The sequence below is a fragment of the Paenibacillus sp. VMFN-D1 genome, assembly GCF_003386155.1.
In the GTDB taxonomy this organism is placed as follows: Bacteria; Bacillota; Bacilli; order Paenibacillales; family Paenibacillaceae; genus Paenibacillus_AQ; species Paenibacillus_AQ favisporus.
In genome coordinates, this window is the sequence record NZ_QRDU01000001.1 from 1,441,481 (window position 1) to 1,458,047 (window position 16,567).

Consider the following 16,567-nt stretch of genomic DNA (forward strand, 5'->3'; position numbering starts at 1 on the left):
GCGATTGAAACATTCATACTCGCTATAGCGTTGTTAAATATGAGGTGATCATTCATGATCAAACGGGTGTTAATATTAGCGGCTACATTAGTTTTGCTATCGGGCTGCAATGAGAAGTCGGACAGACCTAGCGATAATACGACCAGTTCTTTCACTGCTCCTGTACCGGGGGAGACGGTTCCACCGCCAGCAAAGCCGAAAGCGTTCCCCGCTGTATCTGACCCTTATGGTGCTGACCAAGCAGCCGCGAATGGAGATATCGTGAACGTTCACGGGAAGATGTACAATCTCGACAAGTGGAAGCTGTTTTTGGAGAATCTCGACAAGGGTGTGCCGAATCAGGTACGTATAACGCAATATACAATTGAAGGTGACCCGATCTTTTATGAGCTGGTCTATGATGGGGCTGAGGCGATTACGTATACGTATGACAACTCGAGGGACGGGTTTGGTAGCGATGCAGGTCGTCCGAGCACGGTGTGCCGGGGAATTGAGCTCGAGAAGAACAAAGAGTTAAACTCCCATTACAAGCTAACGGGATGTGATAATGAAACCAGTCATACGTTCTGGTTCACGAACATAGAGGCTGAAGCCGAGGAGGGCAGCCAATAATCACATAACGACACCGGGTCGCCACAACATGATTAAGAACTTAGGAGGATGAAAATTTGAGAAAATTTGTCATCTTGCTTTCTCTAGTTAGTTTTACTTTTATGGGCTACACCCAGACTCATGCAGCAGCGGACTATAATAAACGGCCTGTGGAAATAAACGTTAATGGGAAATTCATTTCAATGGATGTACACCCGACTATGGATAATAATCGCTTGTTTATTCCGATCCGTTCATTAGCGTCTTTAGGGATACATTACAGCTGGAATCCTTCTTCAAAGGTAGTGACTTTACAGAATAAAAACGGAGAATACTTAAAGATTACTGTAGGCAGTAAGGTTGCATATAAGGGAAGTCAAAAGATACAAATGGATCAGGCCGCAAAAAATCAGGATGGACGCGTGCTTGTCCCTATTCGATTTGTGAGTGAAACCTTGGGCTATCATGTAGACTATGAAACCATTCGCAAAATGGTTTTTGTGAACTCCGACAGTTATAAATTTGATATGAATCAGATGACTCAAGAGAATTTGCAAGCTGCACGTAAAGCCGCAATTTCTTTGCCTATAAAGTTTGATTTTAAACCGCTTGATTCCTCTGGGGTCTACCATGAGTATTCTTTCCCTGTAGGAAGAGCAGATGTATACATGTTACTGGACGGTCGCAATACGACTCTTGTTGAAATTAAAAACGGGAAAGCGATGGCTATTGGTCAATTTGCGGATGATGATCGATCCAAAACATCCGGGGCTATTCCCCCTAATTTTATTTTGGATACCGATCCCCTTTTTGAGGCCTATCACAATAGTAGCGTCCTGTTTATAGAAAATAGATATGAGGGATCAGCAATAGCTATATACAACAATGAGAATGGCAAAAGGGTGGAGTTAAATACAAAAGTCAACGTTTATTCCGATATCATTCAAAAGCTTCCTAAATAAAATAAGGAAGGGAAGTCACACTCTGGAGAGTATAGGGATTATTAAGGATCCTCCAGCAAATCATCTCAAAGTGAAATTTTCAATGACGTTGACATCATCCTAAATACTATTCCTGATATGCAAGTTTATCGATGCCTTTGATTGCTTCTTCTGTACGAAGCGCCTCCTAGATAAGCCAGGTTTGTCTCTCAATTAGATGTGGTACTTTAATCATCTAGGAGCCCTTGGGACTAGACATAAGAATGCCCAGAAACGTTGATGAATTAGACCGCTTCATTGCTTATAATGAAGGTACTGCCCTTTCGGGGAGATCGTTAAAGGAGGACACGATGAACGAGAAGGTATTTGACGAATCATTATTTGCAAGCTTGAAGCCGGGCTTAACCTCGTTCTGTTACCGAATGCTAGGCTCCATGGACGATGCGGATGATGCCGTTCAGGAGACGAGTATTCGGGTCTGGCAGAGCTGGAGCACGTTCAGACAGGATTCCTCGTTCAAAACTTGGGTCTATCGGATTGCCTCCAACCTGTGCTTGGACAAGCTGAGGCAATCCAAACGCCGCGCGCTGCCTGTTGACCTGTTCGACCCGGCCGTCGCCATCGTCGAGCCTCGCGACACGCTGCCGGACTCAGCCTGGATCTGGCCGTCTCCCGACTTTGGGGGCAATCCGGAGGATCGGCTCGTCCGCAGAGATACTCTTCAACTGTGCTTCATTGCCCTCCTGCAGACCTTGCCACCGCGGCAGCGCGCAGTACTCATTTTGAAGGATGTATTTGAATGGTCCTCCAAGCAGATCGCGGAAACGTTGGCGATGACACCGGCAGCGGTGAACAGCGCCTTGCAGAGAGCCCGAGAGACGATGGACCGGGCGCAGCTTCGCTCGGATGAGCTCAGCAGCATGGACGTTCAACCGCAGCAGGAGCTGCTGTCCCGGTATGTGGAGGCCTTCGAGCAATTCGATATTGCTGCGCTCGTAGCGCTGTTCCACGAGGAAGGCTGCATGTCGATGCCGCCCTTCGAGATGTGGATCCACGGCAAGGAAGATTTGTCCGCCTTCTATTCGCTTACTCGCTGGCATTGCGAAGGTTCGCGTTTTGTGCCCATTACGGTGAATGGCGGTTATCCGGCGTTAGCCCAGTATATGCCGGACAAAGACGGCTCCGGCCTGGTACCCTGGGGCATCCACGTCATCGAAACCAAAGAAAATCAAATCCTGCACGTTCAAAACTTCATCAATACAAAATTATTTTCGCGATTTGGGCTGCCAGAGCGACTCGACCGATGAATTTCGTATTTGGCATTCGTCTATATCATTGAGATCAACCAAACGATGAATATTATGAGAGAGGTGTCCAATCCAATGGAAACGAATCAACCAACGAAAGTAACTGTACAAACCGTCATTCAAGCCCCCGTCGAGAAAGTATGGCGCTATTGGTCTGAGCCGGAGCACATCACGAAGTGGAATCAAGCATCCGAGGACTGGCATGCGCCGAGAGCGGAAAACGATCTGCGGGTTGGCGGTAAGTTTTCGACACGGATGGAAGCGAAGGATGGCAGCATGGGCTTTGATTTTGGCGGCGTCTACGATGTTGTGAATCGGCATGAGGCGATCGGCTACACGATGGAAGACGGAAGAAGAATTGATATTGCTTTCGTCGATCAAGGGGATGAGACGAAGGTCATTGAAACGTTCGACGCGGAAAGCTCCAATCCCGTCGAGTTCCAGCAAGCAGGCTGGCAGGCGATCATGGACAATTTCAAAGCCTATACCGAACAAAACTAATCATCGCGAAGAAGACGCCGGGGAAGATGCCCGGCGTCTTTTCTATTTAAACCCTATTATGGGCATGCTCCCCGTTAGCCTTAACCTTGTGCCGCATCCATGTTCATGTAGTTAATGGCCCATAGATGGCCGTCCAAGTCCACGAAGCCCCAATGATACATGGTCCCATGATCTTCAGGTTCAGCGTGCAATTTCCCGCCCAAGGAGACCGCAGTATTCACGATTTCATCGACCTTTTCCCGGCTCTCGAAGGCCAGCGCGATCGTCATCTGCGCATACTTGCTCGTATCGACGGCTTCCTTTTCCGTGAGCGTATTAAAGAATGCTTGATTGATCAGCATGACCTGCAGGTTGTCGCCGATCACGATGGCTACCGAATTCTCGTTTTCGGGGAATTGTGGGTTGAGATCGAATCCGAGTCCGGTGAAGAACGCTTTCGATTGTGCTACGTTTTTTACAGGCAGGTTGAAACTCGTGAATGCGGACATTAATGCCATTTTCAAAACACCTCTTCGTCAAATTAGTTTGTGTTCATTTATGCCTTCGTTTATATAGACGACAGCCGATCCGGGAATTCATCGGTCTGAAGACAGACTCATTCTTTAAAATAGGGCGCAATCCCGCTTGAATACAGGTTCTCCACTAGCTTGAAAAATTGTTCTGACGATAAATCCTTTTGCCGCTGGATCCAAAGCCGAAATAGAGAAAGGGAAGTTGTCAGGTAAAACTCAATGAAGTATGGCGTTAAGGCATGGTTTTGCGGAACGTTTAATTCTAATTGCCCCAAAGTGATTTCTTTTTTTAAGCGTTTTATAAAACGGGCGCTTCCATAATCTCCTAAAAGGGCATTAAGAACCAGGAGATGTTCTCTTTTGTCCAGACAAAAGAGCGTATCTTGAAACGTATGCATCGATAGCTCTTGATCACCCAATTCTTTTTTCATGTCATTCAATAAGTCATTTTCAACAGAGTCTAACAATTCGTAAATGTCAGTAAAGTATTGATAAAAGGTGCTGCGGTTATATCCTGACTTTTTCGCAATTTCCTGAACCGAAATTTTCTCAATCGGCTTTTGGCTATATAACTCACAAAACACTTCTATAAACGTTTGTCTTGTTTTCTCCGTTATTTGAGGTTGCTTTTTCATGTTACCCTCCTACTAGCCAATAAAAATATCATCCGACAAATCCTAAAATACTGATGGTTGATCAAGGAAAAATAAAGATTTATGATCACATCATACAACACGTTGTCTGATAATCCAAAAGAAATGTTAATAAGTAGGGGTGGTTCGCATGTCAGCAAAACAAGACAGAATTTTAATTTTTGGTGCAGGTGTCATTGGGAGCATGTACGCAATGAAGCTTATTGAAGCAGGGTTTGACGTTACCTTGTTTGCCCATTCTAATAGATTTAAATCATTAAGAGAAAATGGCCTGCAGTATAAAGAAAAAGGTTCCGTTCAATCGATACAAGTGAAGGTCATTGATGCGCTCGAAAATGACGATATATACGATTTTATTTTCGTCACCGTTCGTTATGACCGGTCCGAATCAGCGTTGTTAGCGCTAAAAGATAATCAAAGCAAAAATATCGTTACGATGACTAGTAATTCGATTGGATTTTCTTCGTGGCTGGATATCGTAGGGGATCGACTTTTACCCGCTTTTCCCGGCTTCGGCGGACAGATGAAAGATGGAGTACTGCATGCCCGATTTCTACCGAAGATTATTGCGGCCACTGCATTTGGAGAAGTGAATGGTGAAGTGACAGAACGCATCAAAAACCTCGCGAAATTATTTAAAACAGCAAAGCTTCCTTACGTTATTAAAAAGGATATGCAAGCGTATCTCATCACACATTCCGTATCCGACATTGCCATGCTGAGTGTTTTGCATTCTGAAGGTAAAATAACTGACAAAAAAACAGTTAGAACCAGAAAGACGGCACGCCAAATAACAGTCACTTTAAAAGCGTATCTAAGGGCCATACAAAAAGCTGGCGTTTCAATAGATCCACCCATGCTTAAAATGGTGGTTAAATTTCCAAACTTATTGTTGGATCTGTTCTTTATGACATGGCTACGAACTAAAATGGTTCGCGATATGATGTTACCGGACTATGCGAATCGTGCTAACCATGAGATTGTGCAGCTGAGTCATGATTTAAAGAAATTTTTAAGTCAAAAGGATATCAAATCGGTTGCACCTTCAACTGAATAGATGGAAGACGACAAGAACTTGTATGAAGATAGCAATCCAAAAGAACTTGGAAACTTTTGCTGTGATACTATTAAAAATACCAGTCGTCCGAATGTCGAAACTTGAATGGACGATCTTATAAATACAACGCAAGGAGGCTTAAGCATGAGTGAAAAAAAATGTGGTTACGAGAAAGTAAATGGACTAAATATGTATTATGAAATCCATGGGAGTGGCAAACCACTAATTTTGCTCCATGGCCAGTTTGCGACTGCCAGCATGTTCGATCCCATATTACCGGAGTTGGCTCTTCACCGCCAGGTAGTTTTAATTGAACAGCAAGGCCATGGTCATACCGCAGACATTAACCGCCCTTTAAGTTTTGCTCAAATGGGTCGTGACACCGCTGAACTTATGAGTCAATTAGGAATCACGGAAGCGGATGTGTTTGGATACAGTGCTGGTGGAACAGTCGCACTGCATCTGGCGAAGTCTAATCCTCACCTTGTTCGCAAGCTGGCACTAGCCTCGACTATTTATAGTATGGATGGCTATTTTCCCTATATAGTTGAAGGTATAAAACATGCTTCTGCTGAAGCTTTTCCATTACAGATGAGGCAAGAATACGAACGTGTAGCCCCCCAACCTGATAACTGGTCCAAACTTATTGCCAAAGGTGCAGAAATGGCGAATAACCCGAATACGGAGGATTTTCTTGAACCTACGCAGCTGCAGCAAATTACCGCGCCCGTTTTGCTCGTCAATGGAGACAGTGATATTATTCGCCCAGAGTACGCCAATGAAATGGCAAAGCTGCTTCACACGAACCTCATCGTAGTGCCTGGAGATCATGTTTCGTATATTTCTACTCAACCTCAGATTTTGCTTGGTCATCTAAAAACATTTTTCGAGTTATCCCATAACCAGTAAAGCCTATAGTATCACGGCAATAGCCTCTGATGCTTCTGTCATTCTTTATTATTTAATCTGCCGATACTCTGAAGGGGAAACACCGGCAATGGATTTGAATACAGAGGAGAAATAATGTTGATCGGCGAAATTCAGCTTGTTTGAAATTTCGTTAATGCTGAGATGGGTATTCAGTAAATATTGCTCGGCCAATTCAATTTTGTGTTTGCGAAAATAGGCGTAAGGCGTGATCCCGTACGTTTCCCGAAACATCTTGATCATATGATTTTTCGAATAGCCGAGTTGTTCACACAGATCGTCCAAATCCACTTTATTCTCGATATTGCCGTCCAGATACGACTTGATCTGCTCGGATATGGTTGGCGCTTTATGTTTTAAATGGTTCTTTAAGCGCAATACGATTTTAAGAAGAAGGACGGTTACTTCGTCTATAAAGCTGGGATAGTCCATATGTGTGGCCGACGATAGGTTAATGATCTCATTCATATAGGAGAGAATGTTGCACTCCTTGATGAGATACGTATTTTCAGGGAGATATTGTTTGAATAAAGATTCGGCAAAATCACCATTAAAAATAATCCAAATTTTAATCCAGGGCTGATCTTCGCTGGAATAATAGATATGGTCGCTGTTTTTAGTCAATATGTAAACGTCGTTTTTCTGAGGGTAGAGCGTTTGGGAATTGATCTCTAGAACGCCGCTGCCGTCGATGATATATTCAAACGAATACAGGTTTTCTCCATGGCGTTCGATCCGGTAGTTCTTATCACAGTAAGAGATGCCCGACATGAGCACATTGAGTGGAAGCTTGGAATCATTAAGATGCCAAAAATTGAAAATGGTTTCGTTCATCATGATAATCCTCACATTTACAATGATAAATCCTATTAAATTACGTTTTGGAACATGATAAATTATACACTAAGAAACGCATTAATGGGAGGAATCCAAATGAATCTTCGTGCACCAGCTGTTCCGCTGATTACGGTTGACCCTTACTTTTCCATCTGGTCCATGGCAGACAAGCTCAATGAATCGGACACCCAGCATTGGACAGGCAAGCCTCACCGGATGACCGGCACTGTGCTGGTTGATGGGAAAGAATATGTTTTCATGGGCGTTAAGCCGGATAGCCTGCTCATGGAGCAGACAAAATTGGATATTCATGCTTTGTCAAGCCAATACGAGTTTGCATGCGATGAGATTCGGTTAACCGTTACGTTCACGACTCCATTGTTGTTGGATGATTTGAAGCTCATGTCCAGACCGGTGTCCTATATCCATGTGACAACCGAGTCGAACGACGGGAAAAAACATAACGTCACAGTTACCATTAGTGTAGATGGAGAGTTATGCCAAAACTTAAAATATGAGTTTCCGACCGTGTATACGGATCTGAGCGAACCTGGTTTTACTTGCGGCAAGGTGGGAAGCAGCATTCAGCATCCGTTAACCAGAAGCGGGGATGATCTTCGAATTAACTGGGGCTACGTCTATCTCGCATCCAATCATAGCGGCGCTTCAGTAAGCGCTTCCGAAGATATAAACCTCTACGGAACCGTAAATCATGCCATGGGGCTATCGATCGTTCTGGATACGGAGCAGAATGCAGAAGGGCTTTTTGCAGTCGGCTATGACGATATCAAATCGATCGAATATTTTCATCAACAGCTGGATGCCTATTGGAGAAAAGACGGAGAGACGATTGAAGAGGCGATAAAGCAGGCGCTAAATGAATATGATACGGTGTTTGAAAAATGCGAACGGTTTGCTGAAAAATTGTATCAGGACGCCTCGGCATCGGGAAGCGAAAAGTATGCAGACCTGGTATCCCTCGCTTACCGGCAAGCGATTGCCGCCCATAAAATCGTCGCGGGTCCGGATGGAGAAGTTCTGTTCATTTCTAAGGAGAACTTCAGCAATGGCTGTGCGGCTACGCTTGACGTGACTTACCCATCCATTCCACAATTTTTGCTGTATAACCCCGAATTGGTGAAAGGAATGCTTCGGCCGATATTCAAGTACGCTTCCACGGAGGTTTGGCATTATGACTTTGCTCCCCACGATGTGGGCACTTACCCGCTTCTGAATGGGCAAGTATACAGCAACGGAACTACGCCCGACTGGCAAATGCCGGTTGAAGAATGCGGCAACATGTTAATATGCGCTGCGGCTGTCGCAATAGCGGAGCAGGATGTTTCATTTGCGCAAGAAAACTGGGGACATCTTGAAACTTGGTGTCAGTACTTGATCCAAAACGGCATCGATCCGGATAACCAGCTGTGTACGGACGATTTTGCAGGGCACTTGGCCCATAACTGCAACTTGTCGCTGAAAGCGATTATGGGTATTGCCAGCTTTTCTATCTTGAACCGCATGGCAGGAAACGAGGAAAAGGCAGCGGAACTCATGGAACTCGCCCGATCGATGGCGGAGCAATGGAAGTCCATGGCTGCAAACGATGACGGTACGTTCCGTCTGGCGTTCGATCGCCCCGGCTCTTTTAGCATGAAGTATAATGCCATCTGGGATAAAATCTTCGGCCTGAACTTATTCCCTGAAGATTCGTTCAAGGCAGAGACGCAAGCCTATATCGAGAAGCATTCGGGTGCCTACGGCCTTATGCTCGACAATCGCAACACCTACACCAAATCCGATTGGATCGTGTGGAGTGCCGCGCTCTGCGAAGACAAGGATGATTTCAATACGATCGTCGATCGGTTATGGCTCGCTTACGATCAATCGGAGAGCCGCGTTCCGATGACCGATTGGTTCCAGACGACCGACGCGAAGATGGTTGGTTTCCAGAACAGATCGGTACAAGGCGGGTTATTTATCAAGCTTCTTATGGATAAGGAGATTTGCAAGCTTCAATCGTAGTCAACGACTTGCATAAGAATAGCGAAATAGTCAAATCCCCCTTTGAGTATTTACTCTGAAGGGGGATTTGCTGTCTTCAGAGGACAGGGTAGATATCAGCTGAAAAATCACATTACATGCCAAGAAAGCCAATGGTGATCACGTTTATTTGAGTTAGCTTACATTAAGCTAAAGGGGAACCGATAGCTCAACGAATACAGGTGAAGGTTACAGCGAACATGATCATCCGCGATCCAGTAATATAAACTGACCAGACGCTCACCAAAGGTAACTAGGAATATTCAGGCGCTTTTTTCTAATTTGATGATATGAAGCATAAACATAAACAAAGGCGATCCTTTAATTCTAAGTAACAGACTCATTGGAGGCTGATGGGATTATGACCGAAGGAGATTGGGTATTGGCCTGCTACAGAGGGCAGAAGGTAACCGGCTTTTTGTTGCTGATGCGGGAATCCACGGTTTTGGTTCAAGCCACAATTCCTCATGATTTGGGAATTATCGAAGTTTCTACAGATCGGGTTTCTTGGAATAACGACGCTGTAATATGTATGGACGATTTACCGGAACTTATAGATCTCTCCTTGGACTGGAAAGATAAAGAGTGGTTTGAGAAGTGGACACACGAACTATCGTTATGTAAGCGCTTAACGGATCAAAATGTATCGATGAGGTCGTGAATGAGCAGGACCGGTGTTAAACCGATGCTATATCTGGGCTGCAGTCGTTAAGCTAACGGACAGTTTTGTTGAACGAGTTGTCAATTTAACATTTTAAAGGAAGAGCATTTCTTTGTCATGAGAAATGCTCTTTATTTTTATAAAAAACGATATTAATTTATTGTAAAACAATAAATTATGTGGCAAAGTAAAAACTGACATTAAATAAGTGAGGTGCACTTATGAAACGAGGAACAACACTCTTTTTGAAGATGGCTGTTATTATGATTGGAATACCGATTCTCGCATTGTGCATATTTTTAGTGCCCAAGATCGGGAATTTTGCTGGAGAATTGTATCCCCAAATAGCTTATATGAAATCTCTCGTAATAATTGATATGTACGCAGCAGCGATTCCTTTTTACTTTGCTCTGTATCATGCCTTTAAACTTTTAAGCTATATTGATAAGAACCAAGCGTTCTCGGAATTATCGGTAAAAGCATTAAAAAATATAAGATACTGTGCCATCACAATCAGTACCCTGTACCTGTTAGGTATGCCACTCTACTATCTCATGGGAAGGAGAGTTGACCCTCCAAGTTTCATACCGATGGGATGGGTCATTATTTTCGCCTCTATGGTGATCGCCGTTTTTGCTGCTGTTCTCCAAAGACTTTTACAAGAAGCTATTACTATAAAATCAGAAAATGATTTAACGGTCTGAAGTGGAGCATATGGCGATTTTCTTTACTATTGATGTGATGTTAGTAAAACGAAAAAGAGCGTAACGGAGCTTTCGGGTTTTGTGCAAAAATATTAATCCCTTTACTAAAACGATAATCGAGGCGTATAATCCGTTAAGACATCGGAGTAAGGAGAGGGAAATTGATGATGAACAACGGGTTGGTCAATGCTATTATCGCGTATATCATGTGGGGGATTCTCCCGCTTTATTGGAAGTTGTTTAACGATGTGCCGGCAGGCGAGATACTGTCACATCGGGTTGTCTGGTCGTTCGTCTTTATGGGAATTTTCGTCGCAGCCCAGCGTCGCTGGGGTGACATGAAACGGATTGCGGCTAGCCGCTCGCTCCTGCTATCACTCACCGCTAGCGGACTGCTGATCGCTGCCAATTGGCTCATCTTTATCTGGGCGGTCAACAATGACCATGTCGTCGAGACAAGTCTCGGCTATTATTTGAACCCGTTGGTGAACGTGCTGCTTGCGGTTGTCTTCCTTCGTGAGAAGCCAAACCGCGGCCAATGGCTCGCGATTGCCATCGCTGCCGCCGCGGTTCTCATCATCGCCATCGACTACGGACGGTTCCCATGGATTTCTATCTCACTGGCCGCGACGTTTGGCTTGTACGGACTCGCGAAGAAGAAGATCGGACAAGACGCTTCTGTAGGCTTGCTGTCGGAGACAGCTGTAGTCCTGCCCATTGCGCTTGGCTACTGGATTTATTTGGCCGCCGTGGGAAAAACAACGGCATGGACGCTGCCTGTGTCCACTTTCGTCGAACTGCTTCTTTCTGGCGTGGTAACCGCGCTACCGCTGCTTTTCTTTGCGCGAGCGGCCGCCCGGATGTCGCTGTCCACACTCGGCTTCGTACAATACATCGGACCGACGATCATGCTGTTACTGAGCGTATTCGTGTTCAAGGAATCGGTCTCGCCGGTTCTTCTCATCGGCTTTGCGCTCATCTGGACAGCGCTTGTCGTATACGCTGCGGCATCGGTTCGAGGCACGAAACTCGCGAAGGCTCGCTGACGGCGGCAAAACGTCTACTCGGTACCGTTATATCAGCCATTTCCGTCCGCTGGGGGAGATGGCTGTTTTCTGTTCGGGGTTAAACGGGTAGGATAGTTTAAGTTTCATGTGCGGTGAACGTTATCCTAAGTAGCTGCGAATTCAGTGAATAAAAGGGTATAGAGGCCCTGCAGGAGAGTTGGAATGAGGGCAGTGGCGTACAATACATACGAGTTATTGACAAAAATAACTACCCCATATATAGTGTAGTCATCTACATAAATGAAAGGAGAATCCTATGCCAAGCTTTTTCGATATGTACCCCTATAGCCTTTACATCAAAGTTATTGCACAACGGGTCCGGGAAATCATCGACCAGCTTCTGAAGGACCATGGCTTGAATAGCTCGCAAGCGATTCTTCTCTCGCATATTCATCAATCCATTGAGGAGCATATAGAGATCAATCGAAAGTATCTTGAAAAAACAATGGCTTTAAGCGGTCCGTCTGTGACAAATTTATTGAACGGTTTGGAAAAGGCCGGATTTATCACGCGTACTAGCAACCCTAAAGATGGACGCAACCTTCGTATTGACATAACAGATAAAGCCAAACAATTTCTTAGTGAGAGGAGTGATGCCTTCTCAAAATCTGAAGAATTGATCACACAAGGGATGTCGGATGCCGAAAAAGCCATGTTTGTTTCTTTGCTGACCCGTGCTTTTGAAAACGTCGAAAAACAGCCGCCGAACGAATGAATTTACCACATTTTATTATTTTTTTGAACAAATATGTAGACGGCTACACAAATTTATTTTAAAGTTCAGGAGGTTTCCATGATGAATGATCAACCAAACGGACTGGAGTTATCCAGAATCGGACTCGGCTGCGGCCATATGTCAAATGTCAATGAAGCTGTCAAAAGTGCAGGCGTTGCTGCCATTCATAGCGCTTTTGAGAGTGGAATCAATCATCTCAACACAGGGGACTTTTACGGTGCCGGCAGAAGCGAAATGGTTATCGCCGAAGCGCTCAAGGGGTACAAAAGGGATGACTATTTTATATCGCTGAAGTTCGGAGCAATGAATACGCCGAGCGGCTCCTTGTACGGACTGGATGTTTCCCCCCAACATGTTAAAAACTATCTTGCCTATTCGCTCACACGACTCAATCTTGACTATATTGATCTGTATCAGCCCGCAAGAATTGATCTGGGTGTTCCTGTAGAAGAAACGATCGGTGCCATTTCCGATCTGGTTAAGGCCGGCTATGTCAGACAGATTGGAGTCAGCCAGGTTGACGCAGAGACGTTGAGAAGAGCGCATGCCACGCATCCGATCAGCTGGGTGGAAGTCGAATACTCGCTTTTTAACCGAAGTATTGAGAAAGAACTTTTGCCTACTGCGAGGGAATTGGGCATCGGCGTAGTTGCTTTTGGGGCATTGGCTCATGGTCTTCTTGCCGGCCAATGGACAGAAGAGCGGATCGAAAAGAGCAAGGGCGGCTATGTTCCGTTGTTTTTTGAAGAGAATATAGGAAAGAACGTTGCCCTGGCCAAAAAACTCGAAGAGATCGCCGTAAAAAAACAAATGACGTTATCCCAACTGGCGTTTGCATGGATATTATCCAAAGGGGAAGATATCATACCGCTTATCGGTACCGTATCGCCGGTTCATCTCCAAGAAGCTTTGCAATCACTCGATATCCTTTTGACCGAAGAAGATATCAGGGAAATTGAAGATGCAATACCAGAACAGGAGATCGCCGGCGCTTCTTTCCCCAATATGCAATTTAGAAACGGGAAGACTGTTTCCGTATAAATACAATCATACAAATGAAAGGATGTTGTTTGTTATGATTATCGTTACCGGAGCCAATGGGAAATTGGGGCGGGCCGTAGTAGAACAACTACTCCAGCGTGTACCTGTCGAGGAGATCGGTGTCAGCGTCCGTGATCCGAATCAAGCACAAGAGCTTCGAGAACGTGGAGTTCGTGTCCGTCGGGGCGACTACGACGATGCCGAGAGTCTGGACCACGCCTTTGAGGGGGCGTCACAGGTTCTCATCGTTTCGTCCGGCATCATGGGCGAGGCTGACATCCCGCATGGCATTCAGCAGCATCAAACCGCGATTGACACGGCAAAGAGGGCAGGGGTTACTCGGGTGCTATACACAAGTCATATAGGTTCTTCCCCAGCATCACACTTCGCCCCTATGATTCACCATGCGGCTACGGAAAAATTGCTGAGAGCTTCAGGTATGGCCTTCACGTCGCTCCGTAACGGCTACTACGCCGCATCGGCACTCCTGTTGATCGGTGGAGCCATAAAAACAGGGGAACTGATCGCTCCTGAGGATGGTCCGGTTGCCTGGACAGCCCACTCCGATTTGGCCGAGGCTGCGGCGGCGATCATCAGCGAGCAGAAACTGGATGGCATAACTCCCAATCTTACGGGATCCGAGGCCATTGATATGGAAGGGATTGCGTCAATCGCTTCCGAGGTCTTGGGGCGGACCATTCGCCGAATCGTTGTGTCGGACGAAGAGTTTCGAGACCGCATGATGGCACAAGGCGTGCCGGAAGCCAGTATAAATATGCGGATGGGGATGTTTCTGGCGAGCCGTCAGGGAGACTTCGCACAAGTTGATTCGGCTCTGGCTGATTTGATCGGCCGGCCTCCGAAAAGTTTTAGAGAGGTCCTGAAAGAGTCGATTTCCCAACTGCAAGGTTGATTGCGTTAAAACCTGCTAATAGGTATAAGACGACAAGAACATTATGGTTTAATTATAACCATTCTTGACCCACCTATTTTTTAAACCAAAGTATATACTAATGTTAATATGCACGTGTACAGTACTAAATATAGTTTGCACTAGGTTAACGCCTTTATTAGTAAAGGAGATAAGGAAATGATGACTGATATCAATAAAATATTTATTCGAAATGCTGTGGAATCTGAGCAAGACATCATAAGAGCAATAGTGGAAGAGGCATATGAGGAATATGCCCGAACAATGAGTGATTCAATGCGCGAAGAGTATAATCGGAGATTAGTGGCGACGCTTGGAATAAAAGAATCTGTAGAGCGAATTGTCGCTGAGTCTGGCGGAAATATCGTGGGTTGTGTTCTTTTGTATCATTCGACATCTAGCGCAAGTGAAAGGGTAGTTCGTAATCCTGGTTGGGCTGAGTTACGATTGCTTGCTGTGCATCCGTCGACGCGTGGCCATGGAGTAGGAGCTTTGCTTGTACAGGAATGTATACGGCGCGCTCAAGTTAATGGCGAGAGGGCAATAGGATTGCACACAAAGGACGAAATGCACTCTGCTGTTCGTCTCTATGAGCGTCTTGGCTTTACACGCTTTCAAGATCTTGATTTTAGTCCAGCCTCAGGAGTACTATTAAAGGGATATTGCTATAATTTGGATAATCGATAAATTCCACACCATAACTTTGAAGCCGGCTTCTAAAAGAAGGGGCTCCTTTGCTGGCTAGCATTGTCGAAAAAAATAATTAGTTTTTCTCAAGTACTCAAAAAAAGGAACAAGCCCTTTGCTCCAATCCAGCTTACATGCCCATTCATCCATCTCGCTTAATTCATTCATATAGGATTCGATCAGTTTATCCAACAAATCATATTTGTCCTGATAATGAAGGTAAATAGTTCCGCGGTTAAGATCTGCCTGGTCCGCAATATCCTGAATGGTAATCTCATCGAAATTTTTTTCACCCATATAATAATAGACTATACTTGGCACTTACGCCTCGGCTGAATTTAGCCATTAAAAAAACTGCACCCCAACTGTTAGGTGTCTAACAATTGGGGTGCAGTTTTTTTGCATTTTGCTCGGCACTACTTCTTTCACGATAAGATCGGCCTTCGTGCAGAAAACTGCGGTAACAAAAAAATGTTGTTCGGGATCATGAACTTACTTTAGTAACTCTTCCAACTGTTCGTCGGTTCCCGAGTTTTCAAGTGGCGTGAACACCCTCATTGCAAAAGCGCTGCTTTCAGAGATTGTAAACGTATGGTAACGGAAAGTCAGCTGGCCAGCTTCTGGAAGATGGATTATTTGTTCTCCTTCCAAAATACCGGAAACATCTTGTCGATCCCATAACGTCCTGAATTCCTCGCTCCTGTCATATAACTTGTCGAATAGCTCTTGGAACCACGAATCGTTCATGTACAAGGCAAACCGATTTCTGAAAAAAGCCACCATCGTAGAGGCGACATTCTCCCAATTAACGATGCGGGACTTGTTGTCTTCGACCTCGAAGACGCGCCAGAGCATATTTCTTTCGAGCTCCGGGGCCCGGTTTAAGTCTCCGCACAACGTACCCGATATTCGGTTCCACGCAAGAACGTTCCAGTGCCTGTCGATAATGTAGGCCGGGTAAGTTCCCATTCTGTCCAGAATCCGCTGAAGGGAAGTGGGAACGGAATTATCCGCTTTTGGCTGAGGAAGTGAGGAATGATTGGCCAATACGAACAGATGGTTGCGTTCGTCGCTGCTAAGCCGTAATGTTCGTACCAAGCTTTCCAACACTTGCTCAGACACATGAATGTCCCGGCCTTGCTCCAGTGAAGTATACCACGGCAAGGAAATGCCTGATAAGCTTGCCACTTCCTCCCGTCTTAAGCCCGTTATGCGACGCCGCGATGTTTCAACCAGCAACCCCGCCTCTCTTGGGGATATACGCAAGCGGCGTGACCGGAGAAAGTCAGCCAATTGTTTACGTCTTCTTTCATCATTCATCACGAAGTTCCCTCTCCAATATGGTGATAGAAATTATAGCAGTATGAATTC

General features: G+C 45.3%; 18 protein-coding genes and 1 pseudogene. 14 read left to right on the plus strand and 5 right to left on the minus strand.

The genetic code is table 11. The features are described from left to right. The first annotated feature begins 54 nt into the window (after positions 1-54). From C7820_RS06760 to C7820_RS06775, 4 genes are all read left to right on the plus strand, one after another. A complete protein-coding gene (locus C7820_RS06760) occupies positions 55-612 on the plus strand; it encodes a DUF4362 domain-containing protein (protein ID WP_116230288.1) in 558 nt (185 codons plus the stop codon). Positions 613-668: 56 nt separating this feature from the next. After that, positions 669-1,553 (plus strand): copper amine oxidase N-terminal domain-containing protein, encoded by an 885-nt coding sequence (locus tag C7820_RS06765; protein ID WP_116230289.1) that lies wholly within the window; start codon positions 669-671, stop codon positions 1,551-1,553. Positions 1,554-1,882: 329 nt separating this feature from the next. Continuing rightward, a complete protein-coding gene (locus tag C7820_RS06770) occupies positions 1,883-2,839 on the plus strand; it encodes a sigma-70 family RNA polymerase sigma factor (protein ID WP_116230290.1) in 957 nt (318 codons plus the stop codon). Between the two features lie 75 nt (positions 2,840-2,914). Beyond that, positions 2,915-3,340 carry an SRPBCC family protein gene (locus C7820_RS06775; protein WP_116230291.1) on the plus strand — a complete coding sequence of 142 codons (426 nt, stop codon included), beginning with the start codon at positions 2,915-2,917 and terminating at the stop codon, positions 3,338-3,340. Positions 3,341-3,420: 80 nt separating this feature from the next. Here C7820_RS06775 and C7820_RS06780 read toward each other — a convergent pair whose 3' ends face one another. Next, positions 3,421-3,837 carry a VOC family protein gene (locus tag C7820_RS06780; protein ID WP_116230292.1) on the minus strand — a complete coding sequence of 139 codons (417 nt, stop codon included), beginning with the start codon at positions 3,835-3,837 and terminating at the stop codon, positions 3,421-3,423. Positions 3,838-3,935: 98 nt separating this feature from the next. Further along, positions 3,936-4,487 (minus strand): TetR/AcrR family transcriptional regulator, encoded by a 552-nt coding sequence (locus tag C7820_RS06785; protein WP_116230293.1) that lies wholly within the window; start codon positions 4,485-4,487, stop codon positions 3,936-3,938. A 148-nt stretch (positions 4,488-4,635) separates the two neighbouring features. On the opposite strand from C7820_RS06785, the gene C7820_RS06790 reads away from it, so the two are divergent. Both C7820_RS06790 and C7820_RS06795 read left to right on the plus strand, forming a co-directional pair. Beyond that, entirely contained in the window at positions 4,636-5,562 is a 927-nt protein-coding gene (locus C7820_RS06790) for a ketopantoate reductase family protein (protein ID WP_116230294.1), read from the plus strand. 144 nt (positions 5,563-5,706) lie between these two features. Then, positions 5,707-6,471, plus strand: coding sequence for an alpha/beta fold hydrolase (locus C7820_RS06795; RefSeq protein ID WP_181908953.1), 765 nt, complete (start codon positions 5,707-5,709; stop codon positions 6,469-6,471). Positions 6,472-6,519: 48 nt separating this feature from the next. On the opposite strand, the gene C7820_RS06800 is transcribed toward C7820_RS06795, so the two are convergent. Next, a complete protein-coding gene (locus C7820_RS06800; protein WP_116230296.1) occupies positions 6,520-7,326 on the minus strand; it encodes an AraC family transcriptional regulator in 807 nt (268 codons plus the stop codon). A gap of 96 nt (positions 7,327-7,422) precedes the next feature. Between C7820_RS06800 and C7820_RS06805 the strand changes: the two genes are divergently transcribed. The 8 genes from C7820_RS06805 (at position 7,423) to C7820_RS06840 (ending at position 15,196) form a co-directional block, all read left to right on the plus strand. Then, positions 7,423-9,351: a glutaminase domain-containing protein gene (locus C7820_RS06805; RefSeq protein WP_181908954.1), complete on the plus strand. Its 1,929-nt coding sequence runs from the start codon at positions 7,423-7,425 to the stop codon at positions 9,349-9,351. Positions 9,352-9,730: 379 nt separating this feature from the next. Next, complete coding sequence (locus C7820_RS06810) at positions 9,731-10,030, plus strand: IDEAL domain-containing protein (protein ID WP_116230298.1); 300 nt, start codon at positions 9,731-9,733, stop codon at positions 10,028-10,030. Positions 10,031-10,251: 221 nt separating this feature from the next. Further along, complete coding sequence (locus C7820_RS06815) at positions 10,252-10,734, plus strand: DUF2975 domain-containing protein (protein WP_116230299.1); 483 nt, start codon at positions 10,252-10,254, stop codon at positions 10,732-10,734. Between the two features lie 167 nt (positions 10,735-10,901). Next, positions 10,902-11,780: an EamA family transporter RarD gene (rarD, locus tag C7820_RS06820; RefSeq protein WP_116231663.1), complete on the plus strand. Its 879-nt coding sequence runs from the start codon at positions 10,902-10,904 to the stop codon at positions 11,778-11,780. 277 nt (positions 11,781-12,057) lie between these two features. Beyond that, the gene (locus C7820_RS06825; RefSeq protein WP_116230300.1) at positions 12,058-12,516 is read left to right on the plus strand and encodes a MarR family winged helix-turn-helix transcriptional regulator; all 459 of its coding nucleotides are present in this window, start codon (positions 12,058-12,060) and stop codon (positions 12,514-12,516) included. Positions 12,517-12,594: 78 nt separating this feature from the next. Then, a complete protein-coding gene (locus C7820_RS06830; RefSeq protein WP_258875143.1) occupies positions 12,595-13,578 on the plus strand; it encodes an aldo/keto reductase in 984 nt (327 codons plus the stop codon). 34 nt (positions 13,579-13,612) lie between these two features. Then, positions 13,613-14,491 (plus strand): SDR family oxidoreductase, encoded by an 879-nt coding sequence (locus C7820_RS06835; RefSeq protein WP_116230302.1) that lies wholly within the window; start codon positions 13,613-13,615, stop codon positions 14,489-14,491. Positions 14,492-14,668: 177 nt separating this feature from the next. Beyond that, positions 14,669-15,196 carry a GNAT family N-acetyltransferase gene (locus C7820_RS06840; protein WP_116230303.1) on the plus strand — a complete coding sequence of 176 codons (528 nt, stop codon included), beginning with the start codon at positions 14,669-14,671 and terminating at the stop codon, positions 15,194-15,196. 10 nt (positions 15,197-15,206) lie between these two features. On the opposite strand, the pseudogene C7820_RS06845 reads toward C7820_RS06840, so the two are convergent. Next, a pseudogene (locus C7820_RS06845) lies at positions 15,207-15,493 on the minus strand (TetR/AcrR family transcriptional regulator); the annotation flags it as partial. Between the two features lie 195 nt (positions 15,494-15,688). After that, entirely contained in the window at positions 15,689-16,516 is an 828-nt protein-coding gene (locus C7820_RS06850) for a helix-turn-helix transcriptional regulator (protein ID WP_116230304.1), read from the minus strand. Positions 16,517-16,567 lie beyond the last annotated feature (51 nt).